This window comes from Tropicimonas sp. (genome assembly GCF_047971885.1).
Taxonomy (GTDB): domain Bacteria; phylum Pseudomonadota; class Alphaproteobacteria; order Rhodobacterales; family Rhodobacteraceae; genus Tropicimonas.
Genome location: NZ_JBKEAE010000027.1, coordinates 1 through 18132, shown reverse-complemented (window position 1 = coordinate 18132; position 18132 = coordinate 1). Strand labels below are relative to the sequence as shown.

General features: G+C 65.9%; 20 protein-coding genes. 14 read left to right on the top strand and 6 right to left on the bottom strand.

What is annotated here, in order from left to right:
- The first annotated feature begins 33 nt into the window (after positions 1-33).
- Positions 34-975: an XdhC family protein gene (locus ACK5IR_RS03410; protein ID WP_416925928.1), complete on the top strand. Its 942-nt coding sequence runs from the start codon at positions 34-36 to the stop codon at positions 973-975.
- Positions 972-1559, top strand: coding sequence for a nucleotidyltransferase family protein (locus ACK5IR_RS03405; protein ID WP_416925926.1), 588 nt, complete (start codon positions 972-974; stop codon positions 1557-1559). Before ACK5IR_RS03410 ends, ACK5IR_RS03405 begins: the two co-directional genes overlap by 4 nt.
- Here ACK5IR_RS03405 and ACK5IR_RS03400 read toward each other — a convergent pair.
- Positions 1531-1983 carry a nucleoside deaminase gene (locus ACK5IR_RS03400; RefSeq protein ID WP_416925924.1) on the bottom strand — a complete coding sequence of 151 codons (453 nt, stop codon included), beginning with the start codon at positions 1981-1983 and terminating at the stop codon, positions 1531-1533. The genes ACK5IR_RS03405 and ACK5IR_RS03400 overlap by 29 nt on opposite strands.
- 62 nt (positions 1984-2045) lie before the next feature.
- On the opposite strand from ACK5IR_RS03400, the gene ACK5IR_RS03395 reads away from it, so the two are divergent.
- The 7 genes from ACK5IR_RS03395 (at position 2046) to ACK5IR_RS03365 (ending at position 8645) form a co-directional block, all read left to right on the top strand.
- The gene (locus tag ACK5IR_RS03395) at positions 2046-2858 is read left to right on the top strand and encodes a pseudouridine synthase (RefSeq protein ID WP_416925922.1); all 813 of its coding nucleotides are present in this window, start codon (positions 2046-2048) and stop codon (positions 2856-2858) included.
- Positions 2859-2973: 115 nt separating this feature from the next.
- Positions 2974-3183: a hypothetical protein gene (locus ACK5IR_RS03390; protein WP_416925920.1), complete on the top strand. Its 210-nt coding sequence runs from the start codon at positions 2974-2976 to the stop codon at positions 3181-3183.
- The gene (locus tag ACK5IR_RS03385; protein WP_416925918.1) at positions 3183-4070 is read left to right on the top strand and encodes a 5-bromo-4-chloroindolyl phosphate hydrolysis family protein; all 888 of its coding nucleotides are present in this window, start codon (positions 3183-3185) and stop codon (positions 4068-4070) included. The genes ACK5IR_RS03390 and ACK5IR_RS03385 overlap by 1 nt, the downstream gene beginning before the upstream one ends.
- Before the next feature lie 28 nt (positions 4071-4098).
- A complete protein-coding gene (locus tag ACK5IR_RS03380; protein ID WP_416925916.1) occupies positions 4099-5298 on the top strand; it encodes a toxic anion resistance protein in 1200 nt (399 codons plus the stop codon).
- Between the two features lie 29 nt (positions 5299-5327).
- Positions 5328-6272, top strand: a complete 945-nt coding sequence (locus ACK5IR_RS03375; protein ID WP_416925914.1) for a DUF2927 domain-containing protein — start codon at positions 5328-5330, stop codon at positions 6270-6272.
- A gap of 24 nt (positions 6273-6296) precedes the next feature.
- Positions 6297-7433, top strand: coding sequence for an SPFH domain-containing protein (locus ACK5IR_RS03370; RefSeq protein ID WP_416925912.1), 1137 nt, complete (start codon positions 6297-6299; stop codon positions 7431-7433).
- A gap of 18 nt (positions 7434-7451) precedes the next feature.
- On the top strand, positions 7452-8645 hold the full coding sequence (locus ACK5IR_RS03365; RefSeq protein ID WP_416925910.1) for a TFIIB-type zinc finger domain-containing protein: 1194 nt from the start codon (positions 7452-7454) through the stop codon (positions 8643-8645).
- 18 nt (positions 8646-8663) lie between these two features.
- Here the strand turns inward: ACK5IR_RS03365 and uxuA are convergent, their stop codons facing one another.
- Positions 8664-9866 (bottom strand): mannonate dehydratase, encoded by a 1203-nt coding sequence (gene uxuA, locus ACK5IR_RS03360; RefSeq protein WP_416925908.1) that lies wholly within the window; start codon positions 9864-9866, stop codon positions 8664-8666.
- A gap of 133 nt (positions 9867-9999) precedes the next feature.
- Here uxuA and ACK5IR_RS03355 point away from each other — a divergent pair, with 133 nt between their 5' ends.
- From ACK5IR_RS03355 to ACK5IR_RS03335, 5 genes are all read left to right on the top strand, one after another.
- Positions 10000-10722 carry a GntR family transcriptional regulator gene (locus tag ACK5IR_RS03355; protein ID WP_416925906.1) on the top strand — a complete coding sequence of 241 codons (723 nt, stop codon included), beginning with the start codon at positions 10000-10002 and terminating at the stop codon, positions 10720-10722.
- Positions 10719-11696, top strand: coding sequence for a TRAP transporter substrate-binding protein (locus ACK5IR_RS03350; RefSeq protein WP_416925904.1), 978 nt, complete (start codon positions 10719-10721; stop codon positions 11694-11696). The genes ACK5IR_RS03355 and ACK5IR_RS03350 overlap by 4 nt, the downstream gene beginning before the upstream one ends.
- 70 nt (positions 11697-11766) lie before the next feature.
- On the top strand, positions 11767-12273 hold the full coding sequence (locus ACK5IR_RS03345; protein WP_416925902.1) for a TRAP transporter small permease: 507 nt from the start codon (positions 11767-11769) through the stop codon (positions 12271-12273).
- A gap of 4 nt (positions 12274-12277) precedes the next feature.
- A complete protein-coding gene (locus tag ACK5IR_RS03340; protein ID WP_416925900.1) occupies positions 12278-13555 on the top strand; it encodes a TRAP transporter large permease in 1278 nt (425 codons plus the stop codon).
- A gap of 9 nt (positions 13556-13564) precedes the next feature.
- Positions 13565-14605, top strand: coding sequence for an L-idonate 5-dehydrogenase (locus ACK5IR_RS03335; protein WP_416925898.1), 1041 nt, complete (start codon positions 13565-13567; stop codon positions 14603-14605).
- Between the two features lie 86 nt (positions 14606-14691).
- On the opposite strand, the gene ACK5IR_RS03330 is transcribed toward ACK5IR_RS03335, so the two are convergent.
- The 4 genes from ACK5IR_RS03330 to ACK5IR_RS03315 all read right to left on the bottom strand — a co-directional run.
- The gene (locus ACK5IR_RS03330) at positions 14692-15081 is read right to left on the bottom strand and encodes a c-type cytochrome (protein ID WP_416925896.1); all 390 of its coding nucleotides are present in this window, start codon (positions 15079-15081) and stop codon (positions 14692-14694) included.
- Between the two features lie 254 nt (positions 15082-15335).
- On the bottom strand, positions 15336-16559 hold the full coding sequence (hemA, locus tag ACK5IR_RS03325) for a 5-aminolevulinate synthase (RefSeq protein ID WP_416925894.1): 1224 nt from the start codon (positions 16557-16559) through the stop codon (positions 15336-15338).
- Positions 16560-16731: 172 nt separating this feature from the next.
- Positions 16732-17880 (bottom strand): sodium ion-translocating decarboxylase subunit beta, encoded by a 1149-nt coding sequence (locus ACK5IR_RS03320; protein WP_416925892.1) that lies wholly within the window; start codon positions 17878-17880, stop codon positions 16732-16734.
- Between the two features lie 17 nt (positions 17881-17897).
- On the bottom strand, positions 17898-18132 hold a 235-nt coding region (locus ACK5IR_RS03315), incomplete at its 5' end, for a DUF2118 domain-containing protein (RefSeq protein ID WP_416925890.1).

Sequence of the window (18132 nt, the reverse complement as noted above, 5' to 3'; positions counted from 1 at the left end):
ATCATGATCGGTGCCAGAACAGGCGTGAACCCGATGACCCAGCCAACCCCGAAAACCGGCCCGCTGCGCGACCCGATCGAGGCGCTCGTTTCCTGTGCGGACGCCGCCGTTCTGGCGATGATCGTCGGCGTCGAGGGGCCGTCCTATCGCCCGGTCGGCGCGGCGATGACCGTGTTCGCCGATGGCAGCAGGACAGGCACCCTGTCGTCGGGATGCGTCGAGGCCGACATTGCCCGCCACGCGATGGAAACGCTGGCGGCGGGCACGCCGCGCATCATCCGCTACGGCCGCGGCTCGCCCTTCATGGACATCCAGCTTCCCTGCGGCGGCGGGCTGGACATCCTGCTTCTGCCCGAACCGGACCGCGCGGTGCTGGCGAGAGCCGCCGAATGCCGCGCCGAACGGCGGGTCTGCGTGCTTGAAACCGACACGCTGTCGGGGGCGATGCGACTGGTCGAACGAGGCGAAACCGGGCGCGACGGTGCGCTGTTTCGCGCCCGCTACACCCCGCCGCTCAGGTTCCTGATCTTCGGCAAGGGACCCGAGGCCAGCACCTTCGCCGCGCTGGTGCAATCGGCGGGCTATCCGAACATGCTGCTCTCGCCGGACGAGGAGACGCTGGAAATCGGCCGCGCCGCCGGCTGCGAAACCCGCCATCTGGTGCGGCAGACATTTCCCGGCGATCTGGCTGTCGATCCGTGGACGGCGATCGTCCTGTTCTTTCACGATCACGACTGGGAGCCGCCGCTGCTGCACGGGGCGCTGGAAACACCCGCCTTCTACATCGGATCGCAGGGCAGCCAGCGCGCCCGCGACGCCCGCCACATGATGCTCGCGGCGATGGGCGCCGCGCCAGAGGCCATTGCGCGGCTCAAGGGGCCGATCGGGCTGGTGCCCTCGGCGCGCGATGCGGGAACGCTGGCGGTGTCGGTGCTGGCCGAGGTGCTGGACGAAGCGATGCGGACGCAGACATGACGACGGTCGGGCTGCTTCTGGCGGCAGGCCGGTCGCGGCGCTTCGGACCGGAGGACAAGCTGCTGGCCGGGTTTGCCGGCGCGCCGCTGGTCTCGCATGCGGCGCGCGCGCTGGCGGGGTGCGGCTTCGATCATCTGCTCGCCGCGGTTTGTTCGGCACGGGTTGCAGCGCTTCTGGCGGAATACGAATGCGTCCGGCTCGATGCCACGGCGGCGGCGCAATCCGACAGCCTTCGCGCCGGGGTAAGCCGCGCCGCCGAACTGGGTGCCGACCGGCTGGTGATCGTTCTGGGCGACATGCCGAACCTGACCTCGCATCTTATCCGCAGGGTCGCCGACACCTGCGGCGCGGGGCTGGCTTCGGCCGCGACGGACGGCACGTGCCCGATGCCGCCGGCCTGTTTTCCCTCCGGTTCTTTCGCCGCCCTGTCCGCACTTTCCGGCGACCGGGGGGCGGGCAGCCTGCTGCGCGACCTGCCGGCCGGACAACTTGTCCGTGCAACCGCGAACGATCTGCTGGATTTCGACACGCCCGAGGCGCTCGCCCGGGCCGAGGCTAACGCCGCGCGGCGAAGAAATCCCTGAGAAGACGCTCGGATTCCGCCGCCCGGATGCCGTCGTAAACCTCGGGCACGTGATGTGCCTGCGGGTGGGTGAAGATGCGTGGGCCATGTGCCACGCCGCCGGATTTCGGATCGTCCGCACCGTAATAGAGCCGGCCGATCCGGGCGGCGGCGATGATCGCCGCGCAGGCCGGGCAGGGTTCGAGCGTGACGTAGAGCGCATGGCCCGGCAGCCGTTCCGACCCGGCCGCAGAACAGGCGGCGCGAATCGCCAGAACCTCGGCATGGGCCGATGGATCGCACAACTCGCGCGTGCGATTACCGGCACGGGCGACTATCCGGCCTGACGGATCGGCCACAACCGCGCCCACCGGCACCTCGCCCCGGGCGGCGGCGGCGCGTGCCTCGTCGAGGGCGGCGTCCATATGGCTCGAAAACGGGCTCATGGCCTCCCCTGCACGCCTGGCGCGGGCTTGGCAAGCCCGCTTGCGCGGCGTATCGGGAAGCGATGAGCGACAAACCCCAGACCCCCGCCGCCGGCGAACGCATCGCCAAGGTGATCGCCCGCGCCGGCATCGCCTCGCGCCGCGAGGCCGAGCGGATGATCGAGGCCGGCCGCGTCACAGTGAACGGCGCCCGGATTTCCAGCCCGGCGCTGAACGTCACCGCCGCTGATCGCGTGGCGGTGGACGGCACGCCGCTGGAGGCGCCGGAGCCGCCCCGGCTGTGGCTCTACCACAAGCCGGCCGGCCTGGTGACAACCGCGCGTGACGAAAAGGGCCGGCCGACCGTCTTCGATTCGCTGCCGGCGGACATGCCGCGCGTGATGTCGGTGGGCCGGCTCGACCTGAGTTCCGAAGGGCTGCTGCTGCTGACCAACGACGGTGCGATCAAGCGGCGGCTGGAACTGCCCGCGACAGGGTGGCTCAGAAAATACCGCGTGCGGATGAAGGGCACGCCGAACGATGCGACCTTCGGGCCGCTGCGGCGCGGGCTGGAGATCGACGGCGAGCGGTTCCAGCCGATGGAGGTCACGCTCGACCGCCAGCAGGGCGCGAACGCCTGGGTCACGGTCTCGCTGCGCGAGGGGAAGAACCGGGAAATCCGGCGCGCGATGGAAACCGTCGGAATGGCGGTCAACCGCCTGATCCGCGTCTCCTACGGCCCGTTCCGGCTCGGCGACCTGAAACCCGGCGAGGTGGAAGAGATCAAGGGCCGGGTGGTGCGCGACCAGCTTGGGCTCGACAAGGACTTCAGGCCGGCGGCCGAGGCGAAGAAACGGCCACTGCGCCGGCGGCGCCGGACAGACGGTACGAGGTAAGTTCCGGGAGCCTGTATTTTAGGCGGTTTCGTGCCACGCGGCGGGCCCTTGGCGCTGGCGGCAATTATCCCCATGTCATATAACCGAACCAAGGTACGGCAAGAGGGCCATCCCCATGCGACTGTTACTGACTCTGCTACTGGTTGTGACCGCCGCGATCGGTCTCGCCATTGCGTTGTCGGCGGTTACGGGCGCGGTTGCGGGAACGGCCGGAAAGGCATTCGAGGAGGGCCCGATGAAGAGCGGATTCGTTCCCCGCATCGCCTTCGTTCTGCTGTGGGCGCTGATTTTCGGCGTCGCCATCGGCTGGATCGGAGCGAGTTGATGGCAGAGCGCTACGGCGGAAAGTATTCCCCGGACGGACCGGCACCGAAAACGGGCGGGTCGCGCGCCCCGGCGGGCACCGCCCGGCGGGCCTTTGGCGCGGCACGGGTGAACCTGCTCTATCTGGCGCCGGTTCCACTGCTGTTCCGGGCGTTCGGCCAATCGGCGACAGGCATGGCGCGCGACCTGATCGCCGCCGCGATCCTGTTTTTCGCCGCCTACACGCTTTCCGAAGGGCTGAAGGCCGAGGCCGCATTCGACGCGCGCAAGGTGGCGCGCCGCCCCGCCCTGCCACGCAAGATCCTGGCGGCGGTCCTGTCGGGTCTGGGCGTGGCGCTGGCCGCCTATTCCCCCGAGGCGGGCAGCCTGCTCGACCCGCTGCTCTATGGCGCAATCGCCGTGGCGCTGCATCTGGCCGCCTTTGGCATCGACCCGATGGCCGACAAGAACGTCGAGGGGATCGACTCGTTTCAGCAGGATCGTGTCGCGAGGGTGGTGGACGAGGCCGAGGAGCAACTCGGCCGGATGGGCGATGCCATCGGTCGCGCCGGCGATCGCGGTCTGGAACGGCGGGTCGAGGCGTTTCAGGCCACCGCGCGCCAGATGTGCCGCAAGGTCGAGGAAGATCCGCGCGACCTGACAGCGGCGCGCAAGTTCCTGGTGGTCTATCTGAAGGGCGCCGCGGATGCGACGGTCAGATTCGCCGATCTCTATTCGCGCGGGCGCGACGCGCAGGCAAAAGCCGATTACACGGCGCTTCTCGACGATCTGGAGCAGAACTTCAGTGCCAAGACCGAAACCCTGATGGTGAGCGACCGCACGGCGCTCGATGTCGAGATCGGCGTGCTGCGCGACCGGTTGAAGCGCGAAGGCGTGCGGGTGGAATAGAAATAGAAACAAGGAATTGGAGGAAGACATGTCACAGGACATTCAGCAAAAGGCGACCGAGGCGGTTGCCGTGATCGAGGAGGTCACCGCCGTGCAACTGCCCGTTCCGGCGCCGGCCAACGAGATCGTGTCGCTGGCGCAGGCAGCCCCCGGCGTCAGCGCCGAGATACGCCGCCGCATGGACGAAATCGATGTCCGCGACACCAATTCGATCATCTCCTTCGGCTCGGCCGCGCAGGCCGAACTGCAGGAGATCAGCCAGGCAATGCTGGCGGATGTAAAGAACAAGGATGTCGGCCCGGCCGGCGATTCGCTGCGCAACATCGTCACCACCATCCGCGGCTTTTCGGTCAACGAACTGGACGTTCGCCGCAAGCGGAGCTGGTGGGAAAGGCTGATGGGCAGGGCGGCGCCCTTTGCCGGTTTCGTCGCGCGCTATGAAGAGGTCCAGTCGCAGATCGACAGGATTACCGACAACCTGCTCGGCCACGAGCACACGCTGCTGAAGGATATCAAGTCGCTCGACCTGCTATATGAGAAGACGCTCGGCTTCTATGACGAACTGGCGGTCTATATCGCGGCGGGCGAGGCAAAGCTCGACGAGCTTGACACGAGCGTCATCCCGGCCAAGGCGGCCAAGGTCGACGCCGCACCCGAAGAGAAGCAGGTGATGGAAGCGCAGGAACTGCGCGACCTGCGCGCGGCGCGCGACGATCTGGAGCGGCGCGTGCACGACCTGAAACTGACGCGCCAGGTGACGATGCAGTCGCTGCCCTCGATTCGGCTGGTGCAGGAAAACGACAAGAGCCTGGTCACCAAGATCAACTCGACACTGGTCAACACGGTGCCGCTCTGGGAAACGCAGCTTGCCCAGGCGGTTACCATCCAGCGCTCGGCCGAAGCGGCGGGCGCGGTGCGCGAAGCGACCGACCTGACCAACGAACTGCTGACCGCCAACGCGAAGAACCTGCGCGAATCCAACAAGGTCGTCCGCCAGGAGATGGAGCGCGGCGTCTTCGATATCGAGGCGGTGCGCAAGGCGAATGCCGACCTGATCGCCACGATCAACGAAAGCCTCGCGATCGCCGACGAGGGCAAGGCGCGGCGCGCCGCCGCCGAAGAGGATCTGGTGAAGATGGAGCACGAGTTGCGCGATACGCTGGCATCGGCCAAGGCCCGTCAGACCGGGCTCGGCGACAGCGCCGCAACCTCGGTACCGGCCGGCTGACCATGACCGGGCGCGGGGCATCAGACCGGATGCATGCATGGCTGGCGGCCCTCGGGCTGGCCATGCTGGGCGCATGCGAAGCCCCCGTGCCCGACACGCCGGCCGAGCCGCCCGCACCGCCGCAGAAATCCGAACCAGCCGAGGCCCCCGTGCCCGTCGCGCGTTCGGCGCTCAGCTACGAACTGCAGCGCTACTATGCGCGGGTTCAGTCCGATCTGCTGGCGCAGGGGCTGCTCAGAACCGATGGCGGCGGCGCGGATACGCCGTTCAGCCAGCACAATCTGGTCGAAAACTTCGTCCGTATCGCCCTTTACGACGAATATGTCGCGCGCGCCGGTGTGCTGGTGCCGGAACAGACCGAAAGCCAGTTGCGGCGCTGGGGCGGGCCGGTCCGCTTCAGGGCGGTCTTCGGCGAGACCGTCGAGGCCGGGCAACGGGCGCAGGACAGTGCGGCGCTGACCGATTACGCGAGCCGGTTGCGCCGCGCCAGCGGGCATCCGATCGGCGTGACCGGCGGCAACAATGCCAATTTCTACGTTCTCTTCCTGCATGAGGACGAGCGGCGGCAGTTCGGGCCGCAACTCAGGACGATGGTCCCCGGCATCAGCGATACCGTGCTGCGCACGATCGAGACCATGCCGCGCCAGACCTTCTGTCTGGTCTTTGCCTTCTCGCGCGGCAACGATCCGTCCTATTCACAGGCGGTGGCGGTGATCCGGGCCGAACACCCCGACCTGCTGCGGCTGTCGTGCCTGCACGAGGAACTGGCACAGGGGCTGGGGCTGGCCAACGACAGCCCGGTCGCCCGGCCCTCGCTGTTCAACGACGACGAGGAATTCGCCCTGCTGACGACGCAGGACGAGCTTATGCTGAAAATCCTCTACGACAGCCGGCTGTCGCCCGGCATGACCGCCACGCAGGCGCGCCCGATCGTCGACGAGATCGCCGGCGAACTGATGGGCGGCGAAAGCTGAAACGTTTGACGAAGGAGTTAACCTATGGCCATTTTCGATTTCCTGTCGGGCCAGTTCATTGATGTCATCGAATGGACCGACGACACCCACGACACGCTGGTCTGGCGGTTCGAACGTCACGGCCACGAGATCAAGTATGGCGCCAAGCTGACGGTGCGCGAGGGGCAGGCGGCGGTGTTCGTCCACGAGGGGCAGATTGCCGACGTGTTCACCCCCGGTCTCTACATGCTCGAGACCAACAACATGCCGATCATGACCTCACTCCAGCACTGGGACCACGGCTTCAAGAGCCCGTTCAAGTCCGAGATCTATTTCGTCAACACCACCCGTTTCACCGATCTGAAATGGGGCACCAAGAACCCAGTTATGGTGCGCGACCCCGAATTCGGCCCGACGCGCATCCGCGCCTTCGGCACCTATTCGATCCGCGTCACCGATCCGGCGCGTTTCATGACCGAGATCGTCGGCACCGACGGCGAATTCACCACCGACGAGATCACTTTCCAGATCCGCAACATCATCGTGCAGGAAAGCAGCCGCGTGGTCGCCGGTTCGGGCGTTCCGGTGCTCGACATGGCCGCGAACACCGCCGAAATGGGCAAGCTGATCGCCGCCAAGGTCAGCGAGGTTCTGACGGAATACGGCCTCGTGATGCCCGAATTCTATATCGAGAACATCTCGCTGCCGCCCGCGGTCGAGGCGGCGCTCGACAAGCGGACCTCGATGGGTATCGCCGGCGATCTGGGCAGGTTCAGCCAATATTCGGCGGCCGAAGCAATGACGGCGGCGGCGCGCAACCCGTCCGGCGGCGGCGGCATGGGTGCGGGGCTCGGCATGGGGATGGGCATGGCGATGGCCAGCCAGATGGCCCAGCCCGGAATGATGCAGGGGCCGTGGGGGGCCGGCGCGCAGGCACCCGCCGCCACGCCGCATGCCCCGCCGCCCCCGCCGGTGGAGCATGTCTGGCATATCGCGAAGGATGGCCAGACCTCCGGCCCGTTCTCCAGGGCCGACATGGGCCGGATGGCCAGCGACGGCAGCCTGACGCGCGACAGCCATGTCTGGACCGCAGGGCAGGACGGGTGGAAAAGGGCCGAGGATGTGCAGGAGCTTGCCCAGCTTTTCACCGTTCTGCCGCCGCCACCGCCACCGGGAACCTGACCGGGAGGTCCGCGTCCGATGAGCGATATTCCCAGAGTACCGCGTTCCGGCAGCGATGCGGGCGCACCGCCGCCGGCCCCGACCCCGGAAAGCGACGATGACGCCGCGGCCGGAGCGGTCAACGAGGAATACCGCTTTCCCTGCCCCACCTGCGGCTCGGACATGCGGTTTTCGCCCGACACCGGCAATCTGGTCTGCGACCATTGCGGCCATGTGGAGCCGATCAGCGCAATCGGGCGCGCATCCTGGACATCCGCCTTGCAGGAACTCGATTATCAGGCGGCGCTGCGGCAGGAGGTGCCCGCCGCGCAGATCGTTTCGGTGCGCACGCTCAATTGCCAGAGTTGCGGCGCGCAGATCGAGTTCGCCGATGGCGAACAGGCCAAGGAATGCCCGTTCTGCGCCTCGCCGGTTGTCGTCGACAGCGGTGTCCACCGGCAGTTGAAACCGCAGGCCGTGCTGCCCTTTGCACTGGACGAGCGCACCGCGCACGCAGCAATGACAAAATGGCTTGGCCGCCTGTGGTTCGCGCCGAACGGATTGCAGCAATACGCCCGCAAGGGGCGACGGATGAACGGCATGTATGTTCCCTACTGGACATACGACGCCGATACCCGGACCCGCTATTCCGGGCGGCGGGGCGACGATTACTGGACCACCGAAACCCGGATGGTCGATGGCAAGCCCCGGACGACCCAGGTGCGCAGGACCCGCTGGCGCAGCGTCTCGGGCCAGGTGGCGCGCGATTTCGACGACGTTCTGGTGCTGGCCTCCGACAGCCTGCCACGGGATTACACCGACGCCCTGGAGCCTTGGGATCTGGGCGATCTGAAGCCGTTTCTGCCCGAATACCTTGCCGGTTTCGGGGCCGAGGGATATTCGGTCGAACTGGAACCCGGCTTTGCCATCGCCCGGCGCAAGATGGACGCCGTCATCGCCAGCGACATCCGGCGCGACATCGGCGGCGACCACCAGCAGATCACCGGCGCCCGGACCGATATCGGCAATGTCACCTTCAAGCACATCCTGCTGCCGATCTGGGTGGCGGCCTACAGGTACAGCGGCAAGAGCTATCGCTTCGTGGTCAATGCCCGGACCGGCGAAGTCAGGGGCGAGCGGCCCTATTCGGCGTGGAAGATCGCCCTTGCCGTGGTCGCCGCCGTCTTCACGGCTGCCGCGTTCCTCTACCTGAACAACATGCAGGGCGGCTGAGGCGCTGGCCTGCGGGCATCAGCCTGCGTGGGTTTCGGCGGCAATGATCCCCCTGAGTTCGGCAAGCCCCTTCAGACGGCCGATCGAGGGATAGCCGGGCTGCGCCTGCCGGCCGAGATCGTCGAGGATATCCTGTCCGTGATCCGGCCGGAACGGGATCGAGGCATCGGCGCGGCCGGCAACGCGGCGGCGCGCCTCCTCGGCCAGTGCCGCCCGGACCAGCGCCACCATGTCGGTGCCGCCGCCAAGGTGTTCGGCCTCGTGGAAGGAACAGGGAATGCCCGCCGTCTCGCGCCGGACATTGCGCAGGTGCAGAAAATGCACCCGGTCCCCCAACCGCTTCATCATTCCCGGCAGATCGTTGTCGGGCCGCGCCCCGAGCGAGCCCGAACACAGCGTGATGCCGTTGGCCGGAAGATCCACCGCATTGATCAGCCAGGTGTAGTCGGCCTCGGTCGACATGATCCGCGGCAGTCCGAGCAGCGAAAAGGGCGGATCGTCGGGGTGGCAGCAGAGCCGCAGGCCAAGTTCCTGCGCCAGCGGAGCCACTTCTTCCAGAAAAGCCGCCATATTGGCCCGCAGCCCGTCGGCGCCGAGCGGCGCGTATTCGGCAAGGTGCCGGCGTACGTCTTCCAGCGTGAAGCTCTCGGCCGCGCCGGGCAGCCCGAAGACCACGTTGCGCGCAAGCCGTTCCTGACGCGCCCCGTCCATTCCGGCAAGCCGGGCCGAGGCCGCCGCGCGCACCTCTTCGGGAAAATCCGCGTCGGCGCCGGGGCGCTCCAGAATGAAGATGTCGAAGGCAGCAAAATCGGTCAGGTCGAAGCGCATGCAGGTGCCGCCTGTGGGCAGACGCCAGGCCAGATCGGTCCTTGTCCAGTCGAGCACCGGCATGAAATTGTAGCAGATCACCCCGATTCCGGCATCGGAAAGGTTTCGCAGGCTCTGCTTGTAGGCGGCGATATGCGCCCGCCAGTCACCCGACTGTTTCTTGATATCCTCGGAAACCGGCAGGCTTTCCACCACGTCCCATGTCAGTGTGGACGGGCTGCCATCCTTCATCGTGGCGATCTCGCGCTTGCGCTGCTCGATTTCCGCCGGCGACCACACGGTCCCGGTCGGCACATGATGCAGCGCCGTCACGATCCCCTCCGCACCGGCCTGGCGAACGGCATCGATCGAAACAAGGTCTCTGGGACCGAACCATCGCCACGTCTGTCTCATCTCGACTCTCCGGATTGTCGTTGGAATCGCGCTTCTTCTGTGAAGACTCTTTTAGCATCAAAATGCAAGGGTTGACTAGTATGGAAGTATGGTGATTACTGTCGGCGACTCATTGCCGGACCGGGAGGGGGCATTGGAACCGGAACTGGACCCGCTGGCCGCGATCGGGCCGCAACTGGTCACGATCCTGCGCAGGCGGGTCATTCGCAACGAGCTTTTGGCCGGCTCGCGGATTTCCGAGGCCGAAATCGCCCGCCAGTTCAACATCAGCCGGCAACCGGTTCGCGAGGCCTTCATCAAGCTGGCGCAGGAGGGGCTGATCGAGGTGCGCCCCCAGCGCGGCACCGTCGTGCGCACCATTGCCCTGTCCGAAGTTCTGGACGCCCGCTTTGTGCGCGAGGCGGTCGAGGCCGATATCGTGCGCATCGTCGCGGCAAGCGCCGACAAGGCGACCGTGGCGATCCTGCGCGAAGAACTGCGCCAGCAGCAGGTTCTGGCCAGAAGCACCCCCGAAGAGTTCATCCGCGCCGACGAGCGTTTTCACCGCACGCTGGCCGATGCCGCCGGACAGCGCAGCGTCTGGGATATTCTTCAGGGCCTCAAGGCCCAGATGGACCGGGTGCGATTTCTGAGTTTCGAACTCGACACCTGCGATCGGCTGATCGCGCAGCACACCGAAATCGTCGACGGGATAGCAGAGCGGGACAGCGGCGGCGCCGAAGCCGCACTGCGCCGCCACCTGCGGGCGGTTCTGGAAGACCTGCCCGAAATCATGCGCGCTCATCCGGGCGTGTTCGACACCGCCCTGCCGGAGAAGGCGGCGGCATTCAACCCAACCGAGAGGAGGACTCGATGACAATCAAACGCAACCTTACCGGATGGATTGCCGCCGGGCTTGCGGCGGCGCTGATGACCGCCCCGGCGCTGGCCGCCGACATGACGCTGAAGCTCGGCCATCTTGCCAACGAGGAAAACCCCTGGCACCTGGCATCGCTGAAATTCGCCGAAGAGGTCGCGATGCGCACCGGCGGGCGGATCGAGGTTCAGGTATTCCCCAACGAATCGCTGGGCAAGGAGATCGACCTGATCAACGGCATGCAGCTTGGCACCGTGGACATGACGATCACCGGCGAGAGCCTGCAGAACTGGGCGCCCAGGGCAGCGCTGCTTGCCGTGCCCTATGCCTACAAGTCGCTCGAACACATGGACGAGACGGTGAACGGCCCGATCGGCCAGGAGATCGAATACCAGATCATCGAAAAGGCCCAGATCCGGCCGATCGCCTATTTCGCCCGCGGACCGCGCGATCTGACATCGAACCGGCCGATCACCACCCCGGACGATCTTCAGGGTCTGAAGATGCGGGTGCCCAACGTGCCGCTTTTCGTCGATGTCTGGAAGGCGCTTGGTGCACAGCCGACACCGATGGCCTTCTCCGAGGTCTTCACCTCGCTGCAGAACGGCACCATCGACGCGCAGGAAAATCCGCTGGCACTGATCCGTTCGGCCAATTTCAACGAGGTTCAGAGCCATGTGAACAAGACCGAGCATGTGCGCAGCTGGATCTATCTGGTGATCTCGGAGCAGACTTGGAACCGGCTTTCGGTAGAAGACCAGACCGCCGTGCGGGAATCCGCCCTGATCGCGCAGGAATACGAGCGCGGCCTGTTCCTGCAAAGCCTCGCCGAGGATCAGGCCTATCTTGAAGAGCACGGCATGACCTTCGTCGACGTCGATGGCGCAGCCTTTGCCGCAAAGGCCAGGGATGCCGTTCTGGCCAACGTCAGCGACGAGATCAGGCCCGTCGTCGAGCAGCTTTTCGCGGAGTGACCGCCGCGCGGCACGACACCGTCCGGCGCGGAACACCCCGCGCCGGCACACCGGAATGGGAGAAGTATCCATGCGGTTTCTGGAGAAGCTGACCCGCCTCGTCTCGGCCATCTGCATGGTCGGTGTCGGGGTCTCGTTCGCGGTACTGATCGCCGTGGTCCTGATACAGGTGGTCGGCCGTTCGCTCGGGGCCTCGCCGGTCTGGACCGAGGAACTCACACGGTTCGCCCTGCTTTATCTCGCCGCCTTCGGCGTCGGGCTGTCGTTCCGCTCGGGCGATCTGGTGAACGTCGACGTGGTGTGCGAAAGCCTGCCGGCACCGATGCCAAGGGTCCTGCGGATGGTTTCGGCGGTTCTTACCGGCGCGCTGGCGCTGGTGCTGATTCCCTACGCCTGGAAATTCACCGCCATCGGCAAGATGCAGACCTCGCCGGCGCTGGGGGTGCGGATGGACTACATCCATTTCACCGTGGTGCTGCTGCTTGTCACGCTTTTCGTCTTTGCCGCGCTGCGCGTGATCAACATGCTGGCGGGCCGGACCGACGGTCTGCCGGTAAATTCGCTGGAAGAGGACTGAAACCATGGATGTTGCCGTCCTCCTGACCGTCTTCGTGGCCGGGCTTGTCATCGGCATCCCGGTGGCGGTAACGCTGGGGCTGTCGTCGGCGGTCTATCTGGTGATTGCGGGTATCCCGCTGGTGGTGATGCCGCAGAAGATATACGCCGGCATGGATGTCTTCGTGCTGCTCTCGATCCCCGGCTTCATCCTTGCCGGGAACCTGATGAACCGCGGCGGCATTACCAACCGCATCATCCGCTTCGCCAATGCGATTGTCGGCTGGATTCGCGGTGGGCTGGGGCTGACCAATATCGCCGCGTCCATGCTGTTCGGCGGCATCACCGGGACAGCGGTGGCGGATGCGGCCTCGATCGGATCGGTGATGATCCCCGGCATGAAGAAGGCGGGCTACCCGGCCGATTTCTCGGCCGCCGTCACCGCCGCCTCCTCCACCGTCGGGCCGATCATCCCGCCTTCGGTGCCGATGATCATCGTCGGGGCGCTGTCGGGAATATCGGTTGGCAAGATGTTCATGGCCGGCGCCGTGCCCGGCATTCTGATGGGTCGGGCGATGATGGTGACCTGCTACATCATCTCGGTGCGCCGCAATTTCCCGCGTCAGAAATGGCAGGGGTTCGGCGAAGTGGCGCGGTCCTTCGGCAACGCCTTCTGGGCGCTGGCGATGACCGGCCTCATCATCTACGGGCTGCTGAGCGGGCTTGCCACGCCGACCGAAACCGCCGTCGTCGCCTCGGTCTATGCCTTCATCGTCGGCGCCTTCGTCTATCGCGAACTGCCGCTGCGGGCGGTGCCCGGGGTGATTGTCGACAGCGGCGTATCCTCGGCCGCCATTCTGGTTCTGGTCGGGTTCGCCAATGTCTTCGGCTGGATTCTCGTGTCCGAGCGCATTCCGCAGGCCATCGCCGACGCGGTGCTTTCGGTCACCGACAACCGCATTCTGGTGATCCTGATCATCAACGTGCTGCTGCTGTTCGTCGGCATGTTCATGGAGACCATCGCCGCGCTCATCATCCTGTTCGTGCCGCTGCTGTCGCTGGCGCAGGCGGTGGGTATCGAACCGCTGCATTTCGCCACCTTCGCGGTGCTGAACCTGATGATCGGGCTGACGACGCCGCCGGTAGGGGTCTGTCTGTTCGTCTGCGCCGGCATCGCGCGACTGCCGCTCGCACCGGTGATCCGGGCGATCTCACCCTTCCTGCTGACCAATATCCTCGTCCTGCTGGCGGTTTCCTATTTCGCGCCACTGGCCACCTGGCTTCCCTCGATTCTCGCCCCATAGGAGCGCCCCATGCTCACCCGTGTCTGCCGCCTTCATGGCTGCAACGACCTCCGCATCGAAGAAATCCCCGTGTCTCCGCCCGGCCCGGGCGAGGTGCTGGTGGCCATCGGCGCGGGCGGCATCTGCGGATCGGACCTGCATTACTATCAGGACGGCGGGTTCGGCCCGGTCCGGGTACAGGAGCCGATCATCCTCGGCCACGAGGCAGCCGGCACGGTGATCGCGACCGGCCCGGACGCAAGCGGGCTTGCGCAGGGCGATGTCGTGGCGATCAACCCAAGCCGCCCCTGCGGAAACTGCCCCTACTGCGCACAAGGCCTGTTCAATCACTGCCTGGAAATGCGGTTCAACGGTTCGGCCCTGCGGATGCCGCACGAACAGGGGCTGTTCAGGGACCGGGTCGTTGTCGGCGCCGGTCAGTGCGTCAGGGCCGCGCCCGGCATATTGGTGGCCGAAGCCGCCTGTTCCGAACCGCTGGCGGTCTGCATCCATGCGGCGGGCCGTGCGGGCGATCTGGCGGGGCTGAAAGTTCTGGTTACCGGCTCCGGCCCCATCGGCGTGCTTTGCGCGGCCATGGCAGCACTGCGCGGCGCGGCCGAGGTTGTGGTGACCGACCTTGAGGATGCACCGCTGGCGGTTGCCCGCCAGATGGGCGCAACGCGCACCGTCAACGTGGCCCGCGAGCCCGGGGCCCTGGCACCCTATGCCGCGGACAAGGGGTATTTCGACGTCTGCTTCGAATGCACCGCCGCCGCGCCGGCGATCCGCTCGGCGATCGAGAGCCTCCGCCCGCTGGGTACGCTGGTGCAGGTCGGCGTGACGGGCGATGTGGTGATTCCGCTCAACATGCTGGTCGCCAAGGAGATTGCGATAACGGGCACGCACCGCTTCCAGCCGGAATTCGCCGAGGCGGTTGCGCTGATAAACAGCCGCGCCATCGACGTTCGCCCGATGATCAGCCAGAGCTTCCCGCTCGAACGCGCCGAAGAAGCCTTCTCGGCGGCCGGCGACCGGACGCGGGCAGTCAAGGTTCACCTGACATTCGGCTGACAATCGTCCTGCGGCGGGCCTCAGCCCGCCGCAGATCGTCAGATCGCTGCTACCGGACACCGCCGCGTCCGGAAGCCGCCTTACCCTCACATATCGGGGAAGGTCTGGAGATAGGCGATCACGTTGTTGATGTCTTCTTCCTTTTTCAGGCCGGCGAAGGACATCTTGCCCTTGGGAATCAGATCCTTGGGGTTGGTAAGATAGGTGTGCAGGTTCGCGTCGTCCCAGATCAGGCCACCCTCGGCAAGCCCCACCAGATCGTCAGAATACTTGAATCCTTCGCGGGTACCGGCCGCCTTGCCGACGATCCCGTTCAATTCCGGGCCGACCTTGTTCTTGGCACCCTCGCCCACCGCGTGGCAGGCCTTGCACTTGTTGAATACCTTTTCACCTGCCGCAGCGTCGCCCTCGGCCAGTGCGGGCAAAGCAAGCACGGCGGCGGTCACCGCGATCAGGCTGGTCAGTCTGGCTTTCATCTTCAGTCCTTCCGTTCCGGAACAGAGTTAAAATAATGGCTCGGCCCAGACGCTCCCTCCGTCGATCCTGTTCCCGGCGCATGTGGCGGGGACAGGCTACGCGCGCGGAAGGCGGCGCCTGTGGCGTGACCTCTAGCATATCGCAAACGCGAATGGCGCGCACATTTGCGTGCTGCGACATGTCTTCCAAGTAGTCGAATCCGCGCAGGTGCCCCTGTGGCGGACATCCGGGCGTATGGCGACACGGCCCCACCCTATTGCGCGGCCAGCGGCTGCCGCGCCGCCTGGCAGCGGTGCCACAATTCGGACAGCGCGCCGACCAGACGATCGAGATCGGCATCGCTGTGGACCGGTGACGGTGTGATGCGCAGCCGTTCGGTCCCCTTCGGCACGGTCGGATAGTTGATGGGCTGGATATAGATGCCGAATTCGTCCAGCAACATGTCCGACAGGAATTTGCATTTCACCGGGTCGCCCACCATCACGGGAATGATGTGGCTCGGGTTCGGCAGGTGCGGAATGCCCTCGGCATCGAGCCGTGCCCGCAACTGCGCGACGCGCCGCTGCTGCAATTCACGCTCGGCGGAGGATTGCTTGAGATGGCGGATCGAGGCCGCCGCCCCTGCGGCGACCGCCGGCGGCAGCGCAGTGGTGAAGATGAACCCGCTGGCGAAACTGCGCACGAAATCGCAAAGTTCGGCCGAGGCGGCGATATAGCCGCCGACCACGCCGAACGCCTTGCCCAGCGTACCCTCGATGACCGTCAGCCGGTCCATCAGCCCCTCGCGTTCGGCAATGCCGCCACCGCGCGGACCGTAGAGCCCGACCGCGTGCACCTCGTCGAGATAGGTCATCGCGCCGTAGCGCTCGGCGATGTCGCAGATCTCGGCAATCGGGGCGATATCGCCGTCCATCGAATAGACGCTCTCGAAGGCAATCAGCTTGGGCGCTTCCGGGTCGGCGGCGGCAAGCTTCGCTTCGAGATCGGTAATATCGTTATGCCTCCAGATCACCCGTTTCGCGCGCGAATGACGAATGCCCTCGATCATCGAGGCGTGGTTCAGACTGTCGGAAAAGACGATGCAGCCGGGGATCTGCCCGGCCAGCGTGCCGAGCGCCGCCCAGTTCGACACATAGCCCGAGGTAAAGAGAAGCGCCGCCTCCTTGCCGTGCAGGTCGGCCAGTTCCGTTTCGAGCAGCACATGGTCGTGCGTGGTGCCAGAGATGTTCCGCGTCCCGCCTGCACCGGCGCCGGAGCGGTCGATCGCGGCGTGCATCGCGCCGATCACCTCGGGATGCTGGCCCATTCCGAGATAATCGTTCGAGCACCATATCGTCACCCCGTCGCGGCCCCGGGCATGGGTGCGCAGCGCCGAGGGAAAGGCGCCGCGCCGGCGTTCCAGATCGACGAATACCCGATAGTTTCCCTCTTCGCGGAGATCGTCGAGTCTTTCCCGAAAAAACGCCTGAAAATCCATCTCGCCCTCGCTTGCCGTATTTTCGAGACGAAATGTGAGGGATTCGCGGCTGCCGCTACATGACAATAGTCAAGCCCGCCGACGACCGGCCACTGCCGCTGGCGCAAACATGACAACGGCCACCGCAACGCGGTGGCCGTCATGCTGGTTTCGAGATCGCAGCCCCCAGATATCAGGAGAACCAGGCGATGAAATAGCCGGCGACAACCGCCGTGCCGATCACGCCCGCCACGTTGGGGCCCATGGCATGCATCAGCAGGAAATTGCCCGGGTCGGCGCGCTGGCCCTCCACCTGGCTGACCCGCGCCGCCATCGGCACCGCAGAGACGCCGGCCGAACCGATCAGCGGGTTGATCTTGTTGGCGCTGAACAGGTTCATCAGCTTGGCCATCAACACACCGCAGGCGGTGGCGATACCGAAGGCCACGACGCCGAGCGCGAGGATCTTCAGCGTGCCGGCGTTGAGGAACCGCTCGCCCGTCATCGTGATGCCGACCGAGGTGCCGAGGAAGATCGTGACGACGTTGATCAATTCGTTCTGCGCCGCCTTGGTCAGGCGCTCGGCGACAAGGCTCTCGCGCAGGAAGTTGCCCAGCATCAGCATGCCGATCAGCGCCGAGGCGGCCGGAACCAGCAGGATGACGACGATGGTGACCATGCCGGCAAAGATCAGCTTTTCAAGCCGCGACACCTGCCGCAGCGATTTCATGCGGATCTTGCGTTCCTGCTCGGTGGTCAGCGCCCGCATGATCGGCGGCTGCAGCATCGGAACCAGCGCCATGTAGCTGTAGGCCGCCACGGCGATAGGGGCGAGAAGATGCGGCGCCAGCTTGTTGGCAAGGAAGATCGAGGTCGGGCCGTCGGCCCCGCCAATGATCCCGATCGCGCCGGCTTCCATCGCCGTGAAGCCGATCAGCGTCGCGCCGAGGAAGGTGGCGAAAACACCGAACTGCGCCGCAGCCCCCAGTAGCAGCATCCTGGGGTTGGCGATCAGCGGGCCAAAATCGGTCAGCGCGCCAACACCGAGGAAGATCAGGGGCGGAAAGATCTCGTAATCCACCCCCTTGGAGATGTAGTAGTAGAGGCCGCCGGCGTGGTCGCCCACGGGCGGGTTGATCAGCCCTTCGGTCGGCAGGTTGGCCAGCAACGCGCCAAAAGCGATGGGAATGAGCAGCAGCGGCTCGTATTTCTTGTAAACCCCCATGTAGAACAGCACGGCGATAACCACCCACATCACGACCATCTGCAAAGTGACGTCGGATATGGCGGTCAGCTGCCAGAGCTGTTCGAGCTTGGAGGTTTCCGTGGTGGTGCCGTCCATGGAAGGGGCCCCCTGGGTCAGCTAAGGGTTACGAGTACCTGCCCCTCGGTCACGGTCGCGCCGGGGGTCACGTTGACGGCGGCCACGGTGCCTTCCTGCGGCGCGCTGATCGAGGTGTTCATCTTCATCGCCTCAAGGACAAGCAGCGTGTCGCCGGCGGCAACCTTCTGCCCGACCGAAACGTCCACGCTCACCACCGTTCCGGCAAGCGGGCTGGGAACGGCGCCTGCACCAGCGGCCGCGGCGGGCGCC